The organism is Streptomyces barringtoniae (genome assembly GCF_020819595.1).
Taxonomy (GTDB): domain Bacteria; phylum Actinomycetota; class Actinomycetes; order Streptomycetales; family Streptomycetaceae; genus Streptomyces; species Streptomyces barringtoniae.
Genome location: NZ_JAJHNP010000044.1, coordinates 1 through 18728 on the forward strand (window position 1 = coordinate 1; position 18728 = coordinate 18728).

15 protein-coding genes and 3 pseudogenes are annotated in these 18728 nt (G+C 70.5%); 8 read left to right on the plus strand and 10 right to left on the minus strand.

Annotated elements, in window-relative coordinates:
- A partial coding sequence (locus LMU33_RS40185) for a transposase family protein (RefSeq protein ID WP_228626974.1) occupies window positions 1-544 on the plus strand: 544 nt, incomplete at its 5' end.
- Here LMU33_RS40185 and LMU33_RS40190 read toward each other — a convergent pair.
- A complete protein-coding gene (locus tag LMU33_RS40190) occupies window positions 536-1255 on the minus strand; it encodes a GntR family transcriptional regulator (RefSeq protein ID WP_228626976.1) in 720 nt (239 codons plus the stop codon). The two genes, LMU33_RS40185 and LMU33_RS40190, sit on opposite strands and share 9 nt — an antisense overlap.
- Window positions 1256-1603: 348 nt before the next feature.
- Here LMU33_RS40190 and LMU33_RS40195 point away from each other — a divergent pair, with 348 nt between their 5' ends.
- Both LMU33_RS40195 and LMU33_RS40200 read left to right on the plus strand, forming a co-directional pair.
- On the plus strand, window positions 1604-2155 hold the full coding sequence (locus LMU33_RS40195) for a hypothetical protein (protein ID WP_228626978.1): 552 nt from the start codon (window positions 1604-1606) through the stop codon (window positions 2153-2155).
- Between the two features lie 14 nt (window positions 2156-2169).
- A complete protein-coding gene (locus tag LMU33_RS40200; RefSeq protein ID WP_228626980.1) occupies window positions 2170-4431 on the plus strand; it encodes a WD40 repeat domain-containing protein in 2262 nt (753 codons plus the stop codon).
- A 24-nt stretch (window positions 4432-4455) separates the two neighbouring features.
- Here LMU33_RS40200 and LMU33_RS40205 read toward each other — a convergent pair.
- Together LMU33_RS40205 and ltrA are read right to left on the minus strand one after the other, a co-directional pair.
- Window positions 4456-4611 (minus strand): annotated as a pseudogene (locus LMU33_RS40205) (IS5/IS1182 family transposase); the annotation flags it as partial.
- A gap of 203 nt (window positions 4612-4814) precedes the next feature.
- Window positions 4815-6131, minus strand: coding sequence for a group II intron reverse transcriptase/maturase (gene ltrA, locus LMU33_RS40210; protein WP_228626982.1), 1317 nt, complete (start codon window positions 6129-6131; stop codon window positions 4815-4817).
- Window positions 6132-6923: 792 nt separating this feature from the next.
- Here ltrA and LMU33_RS40215 point away from each other — a divergent pair.
- The 3 genes from LMU33_RS40215 (at window position 6924) to LMU33_RS40225 (ending at window position 9646) form a co-directional block, all read left to right on the plus strand.
- A complete protein-coding gene (locus tag LMU33_RS40215) occupies window positions 6924-7673 on the plus strand; it encodes a hypothetical protein (protein ID WP_228626983.1) in 750 nt (249 codons plus the stop codon).
- Window positions 7674-8130: 457 nt separating this feature from the next.
- Window positions 8131-8589, plus strand: coding sequence for a LuxR C-terminal-related transcriptional regulator (locus LMU33_RS40220; protein WP_372478157.1), 459 nt, complete (start codon window positions 8131-8133; stop codon window positions 8587-8589).
- Window positions 8590-9109: 520 nt separating this feature from the next.
- A complete protein-coding gene (locus LMU33_RS40225; RefSeq protein WP_228626984.1) occupies window positions 9110-9646 on the plus strand; it encodes a hypothetical protein in 537 nt (178 codons plus the stop codon).
- 82 nt (window positions 9647-9728) lie between these two features.
- On the opposite strand, the pseudogene LMU33_RS42275 reads toward LMU33_RS40225, so the two are convergent.
- The 7 genes and pseudogenes from LMU33_RS42275 to LMU33_RS40265 form a co-directional block, all read right to left on the minus strand.
- Window positions 9729-10782, minus strand: a pseudogene (locus tag LMU33_RS42275) (IS630 family transposase); the annotation flags it as partial.
- 77 nt (window positions 10783-10859) lie between these two features.
- Complete coding sequence (locus tag LMU33_RS40240; RefSeq protein WP_228626989.1) at window positions 10860-11885, minus strand: class I SAM-dependent methyltransferase; 1026 nt, start codon at window positions 11883-11885, stop codon at window positions 10860-10862.
- A 43-nt stretch (window positions 11886-11928) separates the two neighbouring features.
- Window positions 11929-12606: a hypothetical protein gene (locus LMU33_RS40245; RefSeq protein WP_228626991.1), complete on the minus strand. Its 678-nt coding sequence runs from the start codon at window positions 12604-12606 to the stop codon at window positions 11929-11931.
- On the minus strand, window positions 12603-13841 hold the full coding sequence (locus LMU33_RS40250) for an MFS transporter (RefSeq protein ID WP_228626993.1): 1239 nt from the start codon (window positions 13839-13841) through the stop codon (window positions 12603-12605). Before LMU33_RS40250 ends, LMU33_RS40245 begins: the two co-directional genes overlap by 4 nt.
- Entirely contained in the window at window positions 13838-15079 is a 1242-nt protein-coding gene (locus LMU33_RS40255) for a hypothetical protein (RefSeq protein ID WP_228626995.1), read from the minus strand. The genes LMU33_RS40250 and LMU33_RS40255 overlap by 4 nt, the downstream gene beginning before the upstream one ends.
- Before the next feature lie 14 nt (window positions 15080-15093).
- Window positions 15094-17427, minus strand: coding sequence for a B12-binding domain-containing radical SAM protein (locus LMU33_RS40260; protein ID WP_228626997.1), 2334 nt, complete (start codon window positions 17425-17427; stop codon window positions 15094-15096).
- Window positions 17428-17510: 83 nt separating this feature from the next.
- Window positions 17511-17663 (minus strand): hypothetical protein, encoded by a 153-nt coding sequence (locus LMU33_RS40265; protein ID WP_228626999.1) that lies wholly within the window; start codon window positions 17661-17663, stop codon window positions 17511-17513.
- 187 nt (window positions 17664-17850) lie between these two features.
- On the opposite strand from LMU33_RS40265, the pseudogene LMU33_RS40270 reads away from it, so the two are divergent.
- Together LMU33_RS40270 and LMU33_RS40275 are read left to right on the plus strand one after the other, a co-directional pair.
- Window positions 17851-17994: pseudogene (locus tag LMU33_RS40270) on the plus strand (dihydrofolate reductase family protein); the annotation flags it as partial.
- Window positions 17995-18253: 259 nt separating this feature from the next.
- Window positions 18254-18728: Type 1 glutamine amidotransferase-like domain-containing protein (locus LMU33_RS40275; RefSeq protein ID WP_228627001.1), on the plus strand; the 475-nt coding region annotated here is incomplete at its 3' end.

Sequence of the window (18728 nt, forward strand, 5' to 3'; positions counted from 1 at the left end):
TGAGGCCGTCGACGTCCTGGCCGCCCTGGCACCCACCTTCGAACAGGCCGTCAGCACCGCTGCCCAGAAGGCATACGTGATCCTGGACGGCACACTGCTGCCCATCGACCGCATCGCCGCCGACCGCCCCTTCTACTCCGGCAAGCACAAGAAGCACGGCATGAACATCCAGGTCATCACCGACCCCTTCGGCCACCTGCTCTGGGCGTCTCCGGCGCTGCCCGGAGCCGTCCACGACATCAAGGCCGCCCGCACGCACGACATCCCCGCCGCCTTGGCCCGGGCGGGCATCCGCTGCTGGGCCGGCAAGGCGTACCAAGGAGCCGGCGGCACCTTCTGCGTCCCCTGCCGAGGCCCCTGGGACAAGCTCTCCGCAGGCCGGCGTGCCGTCAATGTCTCCCACGCCAAGATCCGCGCGCTCGGCGAACAGGCCATGGCTACCCTCAAACAGTGGCGCCTCCTGCACAAACTCCGCTGCAGCACCACCCGCATCACCGCCGTCGTCCAAACAGTCCTGCCCCTTCACCTGGCCACGTCAGCCTGAGGATGAAAAGGGTTCACGGTCGGCGAAGGCGCGCAGCAGTTGCCGTTCGGCGTCGGCGAGGTAGACCGACAGCAGGAGTTCTGCCTGCTGGGCGTCCCGGGCCTCCAGAGCTGCCAGGAGTTCACGGTTGCGGGTGAGGTAGGGCGCGTGGAAGCGCCGCAGGTCGCCCATGGCATGGAAGGCCAGGCGTAGTTCGGCGTGGATGCGGAGCATGAAGTCCGCCAGTCGCGGTGATGCGGCCAGCCGTACGATGCCGTGGTGGAAATGCAGATCGGCGGTGGCGACATCGGGCCAGCGCTGCTCGGCTGCCGCCCGCTCGCCCTCCTCCACGGATGCGCGGATCTCCTCGATCACCCGGTTGGGGGCGCCGGCCACCTCCCGCACGGCCGCGCCCTCCACGAGTCGGCGCAGCCGGTACAGCTGTGCTACGTCGTCGCCGTCCAAGGTGCGTACGAATACGCCGCGGTTCAACTCGTGTACCAGCAGCCGCTCGTGGGTCAGCAGTCGGAAGGCCTCACGCAAGGTGTTGCGGGACACGCCCAGGTCGGCCCCCACGACTTCCTCGGACGACCGTGTTCCGGGCGGGATATCACCCTCCGTCACTCGTCGGCGTAGCACACCGGCCACCCGCTCGGCGGTGCTGCCGCGAACGAGCTGGTCTTTGTCCCTCTCCAGTCCGGCAGCCCACGAGCTGAGTGCGCTTGTGCCCATCCGCCCTCCTCGACCGTCACCGGATCTTTTGCGCCTCGAATTCTCGTTGAACAAAACCTGCCCCCATCTGCCCAGTTGGGGATTCCAGGGGAGAGAAATGCCTAGGTCTACAGGAATGACCTCTTGTAGGATCGTTGAACAATCTCTACTTTGTGGAGTCGAAGCCTCGTGCGGTGGCTGACGGGGAGCATCCGGGTTGCGTGGAGGACGGAGACGGGCATGGGCACGGACGAAGAGGACGCCGTACGGAGCCCGTCGGGCCCACGGCTCCCCACGGCAGGAGCGTTTCTCCGACGGCTGGGTCCCGCTGCGGCAAGCGTCGGGGGCGCGTGCGGGTTGTGGGCGATCGTGCGCCTGATCGCACGTACCTCCTTCTTCAGGCAAGCCGAGTGGATGGACTTCCTGGGCGTGCTGGTGCTCCTGGGCGCCTTCTTGCTTCCTGGCGTCTGCCGCTTCCTGGGCCTGCGGTGGATCCTGGGCGTGCTGTGTCTGCTGGCAGCTTTGGTCCTGCAGAGGTCCGAGCTGGACCAGCAGGCGTTGCACCAGCACGGGCGCACCGAACACGTCACGGTCCTGGGGGTCCAGGTAGCCGAGGACGGCATGAGCGGTGGGAGTACCGAGTTCTACACCGTCTCCGTCCTCGACGGCCCACCGTTGGCCCCGATCCAGGGGGGCCTCGTCGGCTGGCACTGGGTGGTGGGTGGCACCTACGTGGTAACCGTCGACACGCGGGGGCTGGCCCCGGCCGAGCGGGGAAGCGCCCCCGGCCCTGCGGTGGTCCAGCAGGTCCTCCAGGTCCCGCTCGTGCTCGGTCTGGCCTGGGCCCTGTGGCGACCGGTGCATCTTCGCCTGCGCCGCAGCCGCCTGGCTGAGCCGCGCCTTGAGGGGCTGATGCGCTGATGGGGGGCGATGGCATGCATGGCTGGTCCGACGGCCTGGGTGTCGAGGGCGCTGACGCCGAATCCGCCGGTGCGGAAGCGAAGTTCCTCGATCCGGCGTTCCTGGTACACGCCGACCCCGAGGCGGTGCTTGAGCTGTTGGCAGCAGCCCCTGGTCCCGCCGGGCGGTTGGCGGCAGCGGTGTACCGGGCATCGGCGCATCTGCACCGGCAGGCGAGTCCGGGGGTGCGTCGGCAGATGCTGGCGCTGGACGCCGCCCGCTACGGGGCTCCGGGCCTGTCGGCGCGGATCACCGCCGTGCCGGTCGACGACGGTGCGGACAGACGATGGGAGGTGGCCTGGGCCACCGGCAGCACGGTCGACCACCGGTTCCGTCAGGCTCTGATCGGCCACACCGAGCGCGTGCGCGGGGTGGCGACGGGGATCGTCGGGGGGCGCCCGATCGCCGTCACCTGCAGCAGCTACGACCGCACGGTGCGGGTGTGGGACCTGGCTGCTGGGAATCCAGTCGGCGAACCCCTCACCGGCCTGGACGGCGAGGTCTGCGCGGTGGCGACGGCTGTGGTGCGGGACTGCCCTGTTGTCTTCGGAGGCAGCCGGGACGGGACCGTACGGCTCTGGGACCTGACCACCGGACGCCCCGTCAGCACACCCCTCACCGGCCACACTGCAGGCGTCACAGCGGTGGCAACGGTGGTGGCGGACGGGCGCCCGCTCGGCATGAGCAGCAGCCGGGACGGGACCGTTCGGGCTTGGGATCTGACCACCGGCCAGCCCGTCGGCAAGCCCCTCACCGGCCGCGACGGCCCGGTGGAGGCGCTGGCGGCGGGGGTCGTGGACGGCCGCCCGGTCGCCGTCGCCGGCACCTGGGAGGGGACGGTGCGGGTGTGGGACCCGGCCACCGGCCACCCGGTCGGCGAACCGCTCACCGGTCACAGCGATGGGGTGCGGGCCCTGGCCACCGCGGTGGTGGACGGTCGTCCGGTGGCTGTCAGCGGCAGCCGGGACGGGACCGTGCGGGTGTGGGACCTGACCACCGGGCGCCTGCGCGGCGAACCCCTCACCGGCGCCCCCGACGGGGTGCAGGCACTGGCCACCGGGACGGTGCAGGGCCGTCCTGTCGCGGTCGGCGGTGGCCAGGCCGGGATGGTGCGGGTGTGGGACCTGGCCACCGGCCGCCCCATCGGCAGACCGCTGGCCGGCCATGTCGACGGGGTGTGGGCGGCGGCCACCGCGGAGGTGAACGGTCGTCAGGTCGCTCTCACCGGTGGCAACGAGGACGGAGAAGTGCGCGTCTGGGACCTGTCACCCGGCCGCCCCGTCGGCGCCCCCCGCATCGGCCACACCGACCACGGGCGAGCCGTGGCCGAGGCGGTGGTGGACGGCCGCCCGGTCGCGGTCACCAGCAGCCGGGACGCGACCGTGCGGGTCTGGGACCTGGCCACGGGTCGGCCCGCCGCCGCACCCGTCACCGGCTCCCACATCGTGGAGGCGCTGGCCACCGCCGTGGTGGACGACCGCACGGTCGTCCTCACCAGTGGCTGGGAAGGAACGGTGCGGGTGTGGGACCTGACCACCGGCGCGCCCTTGGGGCAACCCCTCGTCGGCCACACCGGGCCGGTGTGGTCACTGGCGACGGCAGTGCTGGCGGGGACCCCGGTGGCCCTCGCCGGCGGCCACGACGGAACGATTTGGGTGTGGGACCTGACCACCACCCGCCCCGTCAGCGAGCCCCTCACCGGCCACTACGGCCTGGTGGGGTCGGTGGCGACCGCAGCGGTGCGAGGTCGCCCGGTCGCGGTCACCGGAAGTTGGGACACGACGGTGCGGGTCTGGGACCTGACCACCGGACGCCCGGTCGGCGATCCGCTCACCGGCCGCATCGGCTTGGTCAGGGCGATGGCGACGGCGGTGGCGACCGCAGTGGTGGACAGTCGCCCGGTCGCCGTTACCGGAAGCTGGGACGGGACGGTGCGAGTGTGGGACCTGGCCACCGGGCGCCCCGTCGGCGCCCCCCTCATCAGCCACACCGACGAGGTGCGAGCAGTGGCGACGGGAGTGGCGGACGGCCGTCCGATCGCCGCCAGCGGCAGCCGGAACGGGACCGTGCGGGTGTGGGACCTGACCACCGGCCGTCCCACCGGACATCCCTTGGTGTTCCCCGCGCCCGTCCATGCGGTGAAACTCACCCCGGACGGCCGACTGCTGGTGGGCTTCGGCTGGGAGGTCGCGGTCCTGACCTCGGTCACGCAGCCCAGCAGCGGGACGACGACCTGAACGCGATGCACCGTCGCATACATCGCCGCACCGCAGGTGCCCGAGCGTGAGCAGGGCCTGGCGGCCTGCGGACAGGCGTCGCCCTCGACTGCCGATCTCACGACGGCGCCGACGCAGGTGACGCGCGAGGAGCCGCAGGGTCGAACTGGACAGGTCGATCCCGGACGGGTGGACAAGCACGGAAGCTCCTGGTGGACAACGGGTGATCTTGGTTGTGAACCCGTCTACCAGGAGCTTCACTTCCTTGTACCGCCCTCTGCGACCAACCCGGCGCCCACATCACGAGGTTGTAGGGTCGGGGGCTGGCGCGGTGGCGGAGTACGTCCGCTCCGTTTCCAGCCCCCGCCGCTTCGAACCGTGCATGCGGTTCTCCCGCACACGGCTCACCGACGCCGTTCACCGGCGGCATTCGGTCTCTCCCGCCAGGGCTTTCCGGCCCTGGGTGCCACGACGGTTCCATACGGGCTGATCAGTCCGAGCCGGTTCGGAGACGAGACCATCAACACCCACCAGCCGAAGTTCCGGCTGCGCCGGTGCTTCCTGCTGATGAAGTGCGCGACTCTCTCCTGCGCGAATCTTCCGATCTTGCTGAAGCGGCGGGCGGAATGGCCATACCGGAAGTACGCCATCCACCCGCGGAGGAACAGATTCAGATCCTCCACGATCGCTTGCGGGTGCAGCGGGAGCCTGCGCCGGGCGGTGATCTCCCGGATCCGGTCGCGGGCGTGCTGCATCGCCCTGTTCGAGGGCCAGCGGGCGAGGAACTCGACGCGTCGGCGTCCGTGCAGCCCCCGGGAACGGACCTGACGGTGGTGGAACCCGAGGAAGTCGAAGCCTTCCCCACCCACTTCCAGGTGCACGATCCGGGTCTTGGCTGCCTTCGGCTTCAGCCCCAACTCCCCCAAGAGCCTGACCAGTTGGGCAAGCGCCCGCTCGGCCTGACTGCGCGAAAAACACATCACGACCAGGTCGTCGGCATAGCGGACCAGAATCCCGTCGTGCTCGTCCCATCCCCGGTCCAGCCGGTGCAGATAGACGTTGCACATCAACGGTGAAATCACACCGCCCTGGGGGGTCCCGGTCACCGGCCGCCGCACCTGCCCGTCCTCCATCACCCCGGCACGCAAGATCTGCCGCACGAGCTTGAGGACGGACTGGTCACAGACGCGCTCTTCGACCGCGCGCATCAACTCCTCATGCGGAATCGCCGAGAAGCACTCGGCGATGTCCGTCTCCACCACCCACCGCCGGCCCCGCCCGTGCTCATCGATGAGCACTTGCAGAGCGTCGTGCGCCGAGCGTTTCGGGCGGAACCCGAAGCTGCACGCCAGCATGTCGGCCTCGAAGACCGGCTCGAGCACGATCTTCATTGCGGCCTGCACGACGCGGTCACGAACCGTCGGGATGGACAGCGGCCTGCGCTCGTCCTTCATCCCCGGCTTGGGGATGAATACCCGTCGGGCGGGCAAGGGACGGTACTGCCCCTGCCGCAACTCGTCGGCCAGTTCGCCGAGAAGACGGTCGATGCCGTACTCCTCGACCTGGACCAGGGTGGTGCGGTCGATGCCCGGTGCGCCGTTGTTGGCACGCACCATGGCCCACGCACGCCGGAGAACATCCCTGCGGTGGATCTTGTCTCCCAGCGCGTGGAACCGCCGTCCGGGATCGGCCTTGGCCGATCGGTAAAGCGCATGCTGCAAGGCACGGACCCTGTCCGAGGGAGAACATCCCCCGACGGCGGGACTAGCCACACGGGCACTCACCGAGCCCCTCCTTCACTTCATGACGCACCGACGAAGCAGTGGCCCTTCCCTCACCGGGAGTTGTGTTGTCTCCCGGCTGCAAGCGGTACTACGGCCACCTCCGACGCCCACCCGGCCCGCGTCCACTTCCCGGGGTCACCGGTTATAGGACGCGCTGCTTCCGATGACGTCTCTCCGCAGGTCATCGGGCCGGGGAGGGCCTCCCCAGTTCCCGTCGCCACCTTCGATACGTTCCGCGCCCCATACGCCGGGGAGTCCTTCGCGGCTGCCCGTCCAGGATCTTCACCGCTTCCATGGCCTTCGCCCCGATTTCGAAGGGCTCGGCACTCCCTCGTTCCACCCGAAAGGGTGGCTGAGTAACGACGCCGCAGGCTTCGCGTGATGCTACGGACCGTATCGTCGCTCCCCCTTGCAGGGCCTTTGACGCTGGGCTTCGACGCCGGACGTTTCCCTCCGACGCCGCCAGCCTGCTACCGGGCCTCCTGGCAGCTACCCGGACCGGACTTCCACCGGCAGGCGACGACGAGCTTCCGAACAGCAAGAACACCGCTACGTCACGGTGTCACCTCCTGTTCTGCTGGGCGCACGGAAAATGCTCACTGTGCGCGATAGTCGGCCATTGAGCACGCTAGTTGGCCCACGTGCGCGGTAGGTGGCCCACGGGCCTGAGCAGCGCCCTGGCTGGTGGGTCCGCGTGGATCGCGGAGGGGGCCCGTCTAACCTGGCCACATGATCGATGAGGGGGACTTCCGGGTTGGTGACGTGCTGTCGGTCGCATGCGCCTTCACGGTTACCAGGGTCGAGCGGGGTGTCACGTGGGACCACGTGTCAGTGCGATGGCCATGGTGGGAAATCGACAACGCGAACGAGTTCGCGCACTGGAACGGGATCGTCGCCCTCGGCGTGCACCACGGCGGGAGCGTCTCGCCTGAGGTGGAGGCCGAGCTGTTTAGAACGGACCCTCCGCCTGAACAGCTGAAGGCGGGAGATATGTGCAGGGTCGGCGTGCCACCCACCATTGTGCACGTGACGGCCGTCGACTACCACGATCCCCCACTGGAGACGGCCTGGCTGCCGCATCCCACACAGACCCTCACCGTGCTGCGCCGAGGTCTGTCCTATCGCGAGTTCCCGGATGAGAGCCATCTCGATGGCTCGGGATACACCATCCACCCTGGCGACGGGATTCCCTTCACCTTCGCACTCTTGATGCGTCCGTACGCATCTCTCCAGGTGGGCGACGAAGTCGCCGATGCCGTCGGCCGGGCATGGCGGTTCGGCGGGCCCTGGGACTGGACCGCCTTCGATGGGCAACCGGCCGGCGCGGGTCCTGCGTGGCCCCTCATCCTGCTCACCCGAGTAGGAACGCCGTGCTCCGTCGAGGACGCTGAGGCGGTGGCTGCGAGCACAGCGAAAGGTTCGCACCTGGAGACGGTCCAAGAGTGGATGTCACTCACCGACGCCTCGCCCACACCATGATCCGTCGGGATGCTTGCGGCCTCCCTCCCGTGGCTGAGCGCGAACGTGGCCCGGCGGGCCACCTATCATGCACGGTCACACCGAGTGTGCACCGCTGTGACTGAGCACGCGAGACCATATGCGCACTTCAGTTGGTGCCAGGAGCAGCCAAGAGTGAGTACGTCTACGCGCTTGGCTGAGTAGAGCGGCTCATGAATTGCACGAGGGCTGCCGACGATCATCGGCTCATGAATCCTCAGACTTATGCGAGACTCTACGGCCCGTGGAAGCCGACCCCATCGGCTACAGCCCGTCCAGGGGTCACGTCGCTGACGGCTCTGCTCGGCGCCGCCACGGTCCTGTCGATGGCATGGCTGACTTTCCTGGTAGGCATGGTGGCACTATGGGGCGCGGCGGAAGGGGCGGCCGTCGGGGGTCTTATCGCGGAGTACGCGGCGGGCGTTGCGGCCCGTCTCCGGTGCCCGTCCACGTCCTGGTGCTCACCATCTTCGACCTGGACGAGTACGTCTTCGAGGCGCTCCGCGCAGGCGCCGCGGGCTTCCTCCTCAAGGACACTCCACCCGCACGCCTGATCGACGCCGTGCGGGTGATCGCCACCGGGGAGTCGTTGCTGTCACCCGGCGTCACCCGCAGGCTCATCGAGACCTACGTCCGCCGCCCCGGCTACACAGGCCCGGTCACCCATGCCCTGGATGGTGTGACCGGCCGCGAGCGTGACGTGCTGGGTCTGATCGCACGTGGCCTGTCCAACAACGAAATCGCAGCCGAGCTGTATCTGACCGTTGGCACGGTCAAGACCCACGTCAGCCGTCTGCTGACAAAGTTGGGGGCCAGGGACCGGGCCCAACTCGTCATCGCCGCCTACGAAAGCGGACTGGCCAGTACTTGGGGTGCACGACCTCGCGGCGGACGATGATCCGCAGCCGGGGGCCAGCCGGTCAGGTCGAGCAGGTTGGTGATCTCCACCAGGGCGGCCCCCTTGCAAGGATATCCGGAGGCGTACAGCTCGCTACTCCAGGAACTGCCCCAGCAGGAGCAACAGCCAGCGTGCAAACCGGCCGAAAACGCAGAGAAGGTCCGTACCCCCTACGAAACTGCAGGGACGCGTCGGCGCGGCGCCACGGCTGCCTAGGCTGACGCAACCCGGGCGAGCGCACCCCGATCCCCGTCCCACGCTGCACGAGGGTCCCGGCCGGTGAACCGTTACTGATCTCTTCGTATTGGTGTCTGTCCGTTGTCGATGAACCCAGCCCGTCTGTCACTGAACCCATTCGCTGCGGTTGGGGCGATCGGCCCCGCCGGGCGCATCGACTGAGGGGATGAGGGCGCTCCCGTCGCCTGACTGATCAGGCCGCGTAGGTCTTGTACCTGCGGCTCATACAAGTCCGCCGCGGAGGCTGATGGAGCGCGTCTCTGGCTGCCTGAGGATAAGGCGCATGAGCATTCACCCGACCCCCGCAACACCCTTGGCAGCGCCGCCCCGTTGGGCGGTCTGGGCCGCGCACCTGGTCACACTGGTGGTGCTGCCCAGCGGAGTGTGGCGCATCGTCATGGTGATCGGATTCCCCGCCGGCTATACGGAGACGGGCTTCGAGCCCTTCGAAACGCTCGGGGCCAAGGTATGGATGCTGACGCTCAGCGTGCTCAGCGAATTGGTCGCCTTCCTGACAATCGGCCTGGTGCGGCAATGGGGCGAGATAGTGCCGCGCTGGATACCGCTGGTCGGAGGACGAAGAGTCCGTCCCGTGGCTGCCATCGTCCCCGCTGCTCTCGGCGCAGCAACTCTGACCCTTATCTGGGCCAACGTCCCTTGGTGGTGGACGTATCCGCACGAGAACATGACCCCCGCCGGGAACCTGATCGTCGGCATCCTCTACCAGCCGTTGTTCCTCTGGGGCCCGCTGACCGCAGCCGTCACCATCTCCTACTACCGGCGCCATCGTGCTGCACAGCGCAGGACATCGGCTGGCTGAGGTACCCGGCATCCAGCGGGCGACTGGACTCGGTGACAAACGGGCTGGGTTCATTGTCCGCCGACAGTGTCGGCTGGTGGGTGAGTTTGAGTCCGGTGCCGGCCAGGCAGCCGTCGATCAGGTCGGGGCGGAGCTGGATGTGGCGCAGGCCCCGGCGGAGGGTGCGTTCGAGGTGGTCGTCGTCGGTGAAGGCGGTGTTGGCCATTGGGCCGCGCCCTAACAGCGACCAGACGCCCTCGACCGGGTTCAAGTCCGGTGCATATGAGGGAAGTTGGATGATGGTGAGCCAGTCGTGTGCGGCCGCGTACTCGCGCATTCCGTCTGCCCGGTGAGTGTTGAGATTGTCCCAGATGACGACGATCGGGGCCCGGAGCTGTGGGCGCGGACGACCAGGTCACGGTAGTCGCTCCAGGCGAAGGTGTCTCGTCCTTTGCCCTTGTGCTTGCGGTGGCGGCGCGTGCGGTAGATGAGCCGGGAAGTCTCGCCCGGCTTGTAACAGCACATCGCGGCGATCGACCAGCGGCGCCAGGAGCGGCCCCGCACCCGCACCACCGGCGTGTGTCCACGCCGGCCCCAGGTACGGGCGCGAGGCGGTGTCATCGAGAACCCGGCCTCGTCCTCGAACACGATGTACGCGCCCAGCGCCGCCGCAGTCATTCCGCCTGCGGCCACATATCCTTCTTCCATAAGCCCACCGCCTGCTCGTCGCGCTCCAGGGCTCGGCGGGCGGGACACTGCCAGGACCAGCCGTGCCGGTGCAGCAGCCGCCACACCGCCGCCGACGAGCAATCCAGTGAGGACTTCCAGGCGATCAACGCTCTGATCCGGGCCAGGGTCCAACGCTGGTCCTCCCAGCCATGCACAGCCAGTCCCAGCGCCAACTCCTTCTCCAGCTCGGCGAATCGGTCGTCGGACAGCTTGGGCAGTTTCGGTGGCCCCGCGGAAGCGAGCGCGGCTGTCCCGCCCTCCCTCCAGGCACGGCGCCAGCGTTCCACCGACCGCTCGCTCACCCTCAGATCCTTCGCGATCACCGCGGTTCTCTCACCACGGCCGAACCGCTCGCCTGCCTCGTACCGGATCCGCTCACGAAACCGCCGCCGCTCCGCGGTCAGCCCACCACCCTGCGCGTACCGCATACCACCGGCCTACCGCAGGGATCACCACACGTCGCCACCCCCGACACCAATCCGAAGAAATCAGTAACGGAGTCCTACTAGGGCTGCCAGACCTCGTCGACCGCCGACCAGCGCTGGTCCTCGTACGAGACGAGGCCCGCCCGCTGGAGGACGGTGAGGGCCTCGGTGACCTGGGCCGGGGCGGTACCGAGGCGGGCGGCGAGGCCCTCGGCGGTGTCGGGGTTCAGGACGAGCGCGCTGTGGACGGTGCGGCGGGTGGCGTCGGCCAGCGCCGCGAGGATCGGCTGCCGCGGCGCTGCGCCGAGCCGGGGCACCCCGACCGAGGGTGTCTCCCCGAGTGCCTGGAGCTCCTCGGTGAACGGGACGCCCCGGTCGCGCTCCCACGCGGCGTGCTTGCGCAGCAGCAGCAGACCCGTCTGCCGGTGCTTGTGCGGCTCGCTCAGGGTGAGGACGTCGAACTCGCCCTGCGGTACCGCCACTTGGCGACGCAGATCCTGCACCAGGGGTGTGGGGACGACCCGGCACGCCGTCCGTCCGTCCCGGGTCTCGGCCGTCGTGGCGAGATACGGCTCGTGCAGCACGACCGTGCCGCCCGGGGCCAGGCGGGGCCACAGCGCCGCGAGGAACCCAGCGTCGTCGGCCTGCGTCCCCGCGTCCAGCCACACCAGGTCCAGCGGCCCCCAGGCGTCGAGCTCCTGCTCGGTGAGGTCGAAGAAGTCCCGCTCGACGAAGGTGAGCAGGGAGTCGAGGCCCAGCGCGCGGGCCGCGTCGCTCACCTGGTGCGCGGACGTCCCGGCCACGGAGATGTCGTCGACGACGAGGAGCCGGGGCGCGTAGTCGTCGAGCGCGGAGCGCGGGTGCAGGACGGAGGCCCGCTCGTCGTCCGACACCGCACCGCCGATCAGCCGCCGGTCCGCGGCGGCCTCCTCCTGGGCGTCGCGCAGCCCGAGCAGCAGGTGCAGCGTCGAGGAACCGGCGCCCACCTCGACCACCGTGCGCGGCCGCGTCATCCTGGACACCGCCCGCAGCACGGGTCCGGCGTTCTCCGTCCCCATTCCGGGCCGGGTGAGCCCCCGCACCGCCTCGTCGGCCGACACGTCCACGCGTATGTCCCCTCTCGTCCCTCGCATCGTCACCGGGCGCCCGTCAGGCGACGGCCCGCAGCATCCCCGCCGACAGCAACCGGTCGGCCACGTCGCGGAGTCGGTCCGGAACGTCGTCGCTGGCGACACCGGGCCCGGTACCCGCCAGCTGCCACAGGGCGAGCGCCGCCGTGCCCACCCGGAGGAAGTTGCCCGTCGGGGTGTGCGCCAGGACGTCGTCCCCGGCGTCCGTCACCCAGGCCTCCCGCACCAGCGCCCGGGGCGCGTCGTTCGGCGCCGCCGGGGCACCGGTCAGCAGGCCAAGGCGGACCAGGCCCACGAGCAGGTGGTCGACGGCCGCGTCCGCCCCGCCCCACGCCGCGCGCAGCTCGGCGACCGAGGCGCCGCCACCCAGCAACTCGCCGACAGGCACGGGCAGTTCGGTGAAGACGGCCAGTCGCGCGCAGGACAGTACGGCCACCGGTCCGCCCTCACCCAGGAACGGGACGGGGGTGCGGCTCAGCCGGGCCGTCCGCGCCGGTGCCAGGACGGTGTCCGGCGGCAGCGCGCGGGGCCAGACCCCGCGGTCCAGGACCCGGGGCTCGGGCGGCGGCGCAAGGCGGACCACCGGTTCGTCGGGGTGCGGGGTCCAGGCCAGTTCCCAGGCGAGCGGGAGCGAGGCTCCCGTCTGCGCGCAGAACCGGGGCACGACCGGGTCGAGCACGAGGGGGCGTTCACTCATGACGTCCTGCCTCCTTCCAGAACCGGCGCCGCGGCCACCGGCGCGGCTCCCACCGCCCGCAGCCATCCGCACAGTCCGGCCAGGGTGGCGATCACCCCGCCGGCCAGGATGCCCCAGCGGGCCCAGTCGGCCGGGGCGAATCCGGCCAGCGCGAAGCCGACCGCCACGGCGCTCTGCAGCGTCGCCCCGTACGCGGCGCCCACCCGGCCCCGTACCTCGGGCGGGCAGTCGGCCATCACATGGGTGCGCAGCGCCACGTTCTGCACGGCGTTGGCCATGCCGCCGCCCAGGAAGGCCGCCAGCATGACGGGGATGACGGGGAACGCGCCGGTCACCAGATAGCTGACGCCGATGACGGTGGCCGCGGCGACGGCGACCCGGGCGGTGGGCCTGCGACCGAGCGGGCCGCGCAGCAGGCACGGGCCGAGGACGAGGCCCACGCTCCAGGTGGCGAGGAGCGTCCCGTAGACGGCGGTGCCGCCGGGGATGTCGTGGGCGAAGAACGGCAGCAGCACATTGGCCACCGAGGTCGCCGCGATCGTGATCACGACCGTGCCGAGGGTGATCCGGCGCCCCGCCCACAGCAGCGACAGGCCGACTTTCAGGCCACCCTCGAGCCGCTCCGCCGCCTCCTGCGGCGCGGGTCCGCCGCTACGCGGAGCCGCCGCCAGCCAGGCGCTGATCACCGGGATCGCCAGCAGCGCGAAGGCGAAGGTGGCCGCGTCGACACAGAGCGCGAGGCCGGTGCCGCCGTGTGCCGTCAACAGGCCCACCAGCAAGGGGCCGACGATGTATCCGGCGTTGCGCACCGACTCCATCAGCCCGTTCATCCGCAGCTGTGCGTCGGCCTGCGGGTACAGCTGCGGCACGAGGGTCATCACACAGGTCTGGGCGACGGCCCCGAGCACACCGAGCAGCAGCATCGTGGCGATGAGCAGCAGCGCCCCGTCCGCGACGGCGGCCGCCCCCGCCGCGATCACGCACTCCAGGGCCAGGGCGGTCGCGAGGACGCCGTCCAGGCGGAACCGGTCGCAGATCCGGCCGATGGGACCGCCCAGCGCGATGCCGGGCACCAGACCGGCCAGCATCTGTGCCGACACCACCGACGTCAGTCCCGTGCGGTCGGCGCCGCGCAGGGCGAGCGCCACCATCGCGACCTCGTCGCCCACGGTGCTCACCAGCAGGGCGGCGACCACCAGAAGCGCCGCGGGCCTGCTCGCTCGGATCGCGGTCACCGGCCCTGCGCCTCCTCGGCCTCGACGGCCCGCCACGCCGACAGCCTGAGCAGCACGGCGTGCAGCAGCGGTACGGCTTCGGGGTCCGCCGCGCGCTCCCAGTCGGCGAGATCGAGGGTGTCCCCGTCGGCAAGCGCGGTCACGGCCGCGGCGACCTGCGGATGCCCGGCGACCTTCAGGGTGTGCCCCTGGGCGGCGACGGCGTGCCGCCCGTCAGCGAGCAGCCGCTGGCGCACCTCGACGTCCGGACGGGTGCGCACCCGGGCCCGGCGCGGCACCGGGACGAGCGGATCCGCGGGCCTGCCGACCCCGAGGCCGCCGGAGGTCACCGCGGCCATGTGCTGCTCCCAGACGACGTCCGCGATCTCGGCGCCGCTCAGCCCGTCGAGCGTGGCCAGTGCGGCGGCGGCCTGCGCCGGGATGCCGTCCGCGGCGACCGGGGCCTCGCCCGCCGCACGACCCCGGCCGAGCAGGGTGCCGACCGCGTCGACGACAAGCGCGGCCGGGTCGCTGCGGGTGAAGAAGGCGATGTTGACGTTGACGGCCACGGCGTCCGGGGCCTCGCCGACGTGCAGCTGCTCGGAGGGGAAGTACGTCAACGCACCTGGCACACCGACCAGTTCGTCGGCGAGGCCGCGGGCCGCGGCGTAGTCGGCGGTGTGCTGGGGGACCCGGTCCGCCAGCTCCGGCGGCCAGGTCAGCAGGAGCTTGCGGCCGCGCAGGGTGAAGCCGAAGTTCCCGGCGTGGTCCACGTGCACCCCCACGTTGGTGGAGGTGTAGCGGCCGATGAAGGTGTCGATGTCGACGCGTCCCGCGACCCGGCTGCCCGTGTACCGGTGGACGTCGTCGGCCAACTTCTTGGCCCGGTCCCACAGCGCCGCGTCGACGGCGTGCAGTCCGGAGACGGCGACGCTCCACTCGTGCTCGCGCATCCGCGCGTCGACCCGGGCGAGATAGGCGTCCAGGTCATGGTCGTGGGGCAGCGGCAGGAACGGCCGGGTGTCGATGGGCTGGGTCCGGCCGTCGACCGTCACCACGACCCGGGGCAGGCCCGAGCCCTTGACCCGGTTGGCGGGGTCGGCGGCCAGCGTCAGGGCGCGGACCAACTGCTCGTCCGTGAGCCCCAGTTGGACCGGCGACGAGGGCAGCGTCAGCGGGGCGCGCTCCCAGTGGCGGGAGGCGAAGTCCTTCCAGAATCGGTCCAGTCGGGCGTCCGTCGCGGGGGCCGGGTGGGGCACAGCAACTCCTGTCGTCAGGCCGCGACGCGCGGCAGTTCGAGAAGCCCGGGTGCGAGCGCGGCGGAGGCGATCACCCGGTGTTCGGCGAGGTTCTCCAGGAGCAGCCGCCGCTGCCGCTCGGGCAGCCGGGACCGCTCCGCCAGCTCGGCGTCGGTCGCGCCGTCGGCGGCGAGCAGCCACAGTAGCCGCCCGGCGGCGCTCACCCTGACGCCCCGGCCGGTCTCCGGGGAGACGAGCAGACAGCTGCCATCGGTCCGGGAATCCCGTACGAGATGGGGCTGCGCGGCGTACCACACGCAGGCCAACTCCTCGTCGGGAGAGCCCTGTTCGACACTGAGCGCGCCGTGGGAGGCGAGCCGCGCCAGCGTCGCCGCCGCCGCGCGGGGCGAGGGGATGTCACGCCACAGGTCGGCCAGGGCGCGGTCCCGCCCGTCGAGCAGCGGCCGCCATTCCTCCGGTACGTCGAGCAGGGCGTCGCACGACGGCACGTGCAGCAGGACGCCGCGCCCGGTGACCGAGACCCGTCCGCGTACGCCGTCCGCGAGCCGCACCGTGGCGGCCCGCCCCACCTCGGGGCAAGGCGCGGCGGGCACGGCCACCCGCCGGGCCGGCAGCTCCACCTCGGCGAGCGCCCACAGGAACGACCACTCCTCGGCGTCCCCGATCCAGGTCCCCCGGTGGAAGGCGGCGCCGACGGCCGGGCCGCCGGGCCCGCCGGAGGTCAGCCGGGCCGCGTCCTGCCGGCTGAGCCCCGTGCTCACCGTGTAGTCGAGGTCGAAGGCCAGATCCTCGCCCTCGTCCGGCGGGATCAGCTCGACGCCGAACAGGTCGGGTCGCTCGCCGACGGGCGACAACACGTCGAGGATGAAGGGCCCGTTGGCGGCGGTCGAGTACGGCACGCCGAACTCCTCGACGGACCGTCGCAGCGCCTGAGCGGCGAACTCCTGGGTGCGCAGGGCCTCTTCCTCGGTCTCGCCGGGAAACCCGGTCATGCAGAAGAGGTGTACGGGAACCTTGTTGCCCAGCAGCGCCTGGAGCGACGGCTCGATGTCGTCGACCTTGGTGCCCTTGCGCATCAGGTCGAGCACGCGCTGGTTGTACGACTCCAGGCCGAGGTCAAGGCGACGGCAGCCGGAGCGGCGCAGCGCGGCGGCCAGTTCGTCGTCGAGCCCCTTGCTGAATCGGGTCTCGCCGTACCAGTACAGCTCGTGCCCGCCGTCGTTCAGCTCCCGGGAGACGCCCCGCAGCGACGTCAGCGTCATGATTTCGTCGACGAACATGAAGCTGTCGCTGCCGTGCTTGGCCGCGAGCGCCGCCATGTCGTGGACGACCTGCTCGGGGCGGCGGATGCGGAACTTGTTGCTGGCGAAGGGGATCGAGCAGAACGCGCAGTCCCAGGCACAGCTGCGCGACGCCTGCAGCGGCAGCACGGGCCCGGGGGCGAAGTACCGGTCGAGGGGCAGTCCGTCGAAGTCCGGCGTGGGCAGGTCGGAGACGTCGACCATGGCGGCCGGGGTGCGCGACAGGCCGCCGCGCCCGTCCCGTTCCAGGAGCCCGGGCACCGGCCGGTCGTCGCCGCCGGTGATCCGGTCGCACAGCGCGGGCAGCGCGTCCTCGCCCTCGTACGACACGAACGAGTCGACGTACGCGAAGAAGGGATGCTCCTCCTGCCAGCGGCTGACCATCCGCGTGGTCAGGTTGCCGCCCATCACCACGTGCACGTCGGGGCGGCGGAGCTTGATGTGCCGGGCCGTGGTGAGGGCCGCGATCAGCTGGGTGTCGGCGGAGACCGAGATACCGGCCACCGCCAGGTCGGGGTCGTCGAGGCCGGGGATCGGGCGCCGCTCCAGCGCCCACGCGTACACGTTGCGGTCCGGCGAACCGGCCGCCAAAAGGATGTCGTCGGAGCGCCGGTGCGAGAAGCACGAGAAGTTTCCCCGGAGGTCGAACCTCAGGCCGGGGAAGGAGGCGGAGACACAGGCGAGCCCGTTGCGGACGACGGTGGCGGCGTCGGTGAAAGCGGCCGGATCGGCCAGTACAGCACGGGACTTGAGCGCCGCGCGCGCGGCGTCCACGCGCCGCACCGTGTCACCGAACACGGTGAGGATCTCTTCGTGCGCCCCGCGCTCGTGCGCGGCGAGGCCGTCCAGGCGGCGCTCCGCCTTCGGCAGCAGCTCGCCGAGGCCTTCGGAGGAGAGCAGCCAGTCCGTCTGCTCGATGCTCAGGTCGAGCGAGGTGACCTGCCAGCCGTGCCGCCGCATGACGGCGGCGAGCAGCGGTACCGCGAGGTGGGGCGCGTACACGTTCCAGATGGGCGGATTGACCAGGAGAATTCGAGGCTGCCGCATATGAGCCCTCGTGAAGTCCGATGCCGGATGGGGTGGGGAGTCGAGCGAGCGTGGCCGTCAGTGCGCGGACAGATCCCGCGGTGTCAGCTGTCGGTGCCGTCCTGCAGCAGGGCGTACTTGCTGTTGGTGCGCTTCGGGGTGACCGGCTGGACGGCAGTGGCCTCGTCCGTCTCCGCGAGGGCGGCGAGCTTGTCGGCGTCGAGCTCCTGAGCGGATTCCTCGTGGTTGATGTTCATGCGTACTCCGATCTCGTTGATTCGATGGCACGTTGACTTGATGGGTGGTGCGCTGTGCGATGCATGGCCGCGGCCCACGCCCGACTCCCCGGGCGTCCGGCACGTCACACAGACAACCAACATCGCCTGGAACATCACTCGGACGACGCTCGAGATCCTTTCGGGGAACCCTCCGGGCCACCGATTCGCCCTGAAGCGCACCGAGGGCGGCCCGATCATCATGCGCGGCAGCGCCACCCTGAACCGCGCCCTGCCCGACGCAGGCCTCATCGACCGCTACCACCTGCTGGTCTTCCCGGTACTCCTCGACGCGGGCAAGCGCCTGTTCAGCCATGACATGGTGGCGTCTGTGACGCGTTGACGAACGGCTTGTTGTTGACGCGTGCGGCGTTCCTTGGGAAGGACATGATGAAGCTTCTCCTCACCGACTCCGGCGTCAAGAACGCGAGCATCCAGGATGCGTTGGTTGATCTCCTGAGTAAGCCGATTGCCGAGTCCAGCGCCCTGTGCATCCCCACTGCGGGGTATGGGGCCCGTACGCCGATCCGGGCGGGCCATGGCGATTCATCAGCGGACGATCCCCCAGCCCCATGACCGAGCTGGGATGGAAGTCGGTGGGCGTGCTTGAGCTCACCGCGCTGCCCAGCATCTACGAAGCGCTCTGGGTCTCCTGGGTCCGGGAGGCCGACGTCCTGCTGGTCAATGGCGGCGACACGCTGTACCTGTGCCACTGGATGCGGGAGTCCGGGCTGGCTGAACTCCTGCCGTCGCTGCCCGACACCGTCTACGTGGGACTCAGCGCCGGCAGCCTGGTGATGACCCCCCGCATCGGGGAGGACTTGGTGGGCTGGAAGCCACCCACCGGCGGCGACCGTGCGCTGGGCGTGGTTGATTTTTCGATCTTCCCGCACCTGGATCATCCGGATTGTCCGGACAACACCATGGCCGCGGCAGAACAATGGGCGGCCCAGATCGCGGGGCCGGCGTATGCGATTGACGAGCAGACCGCCATCAAGGTGACCGACGACGCCGTCGAAGTGATCTCCGAGGGCCACTGGAAGTTGT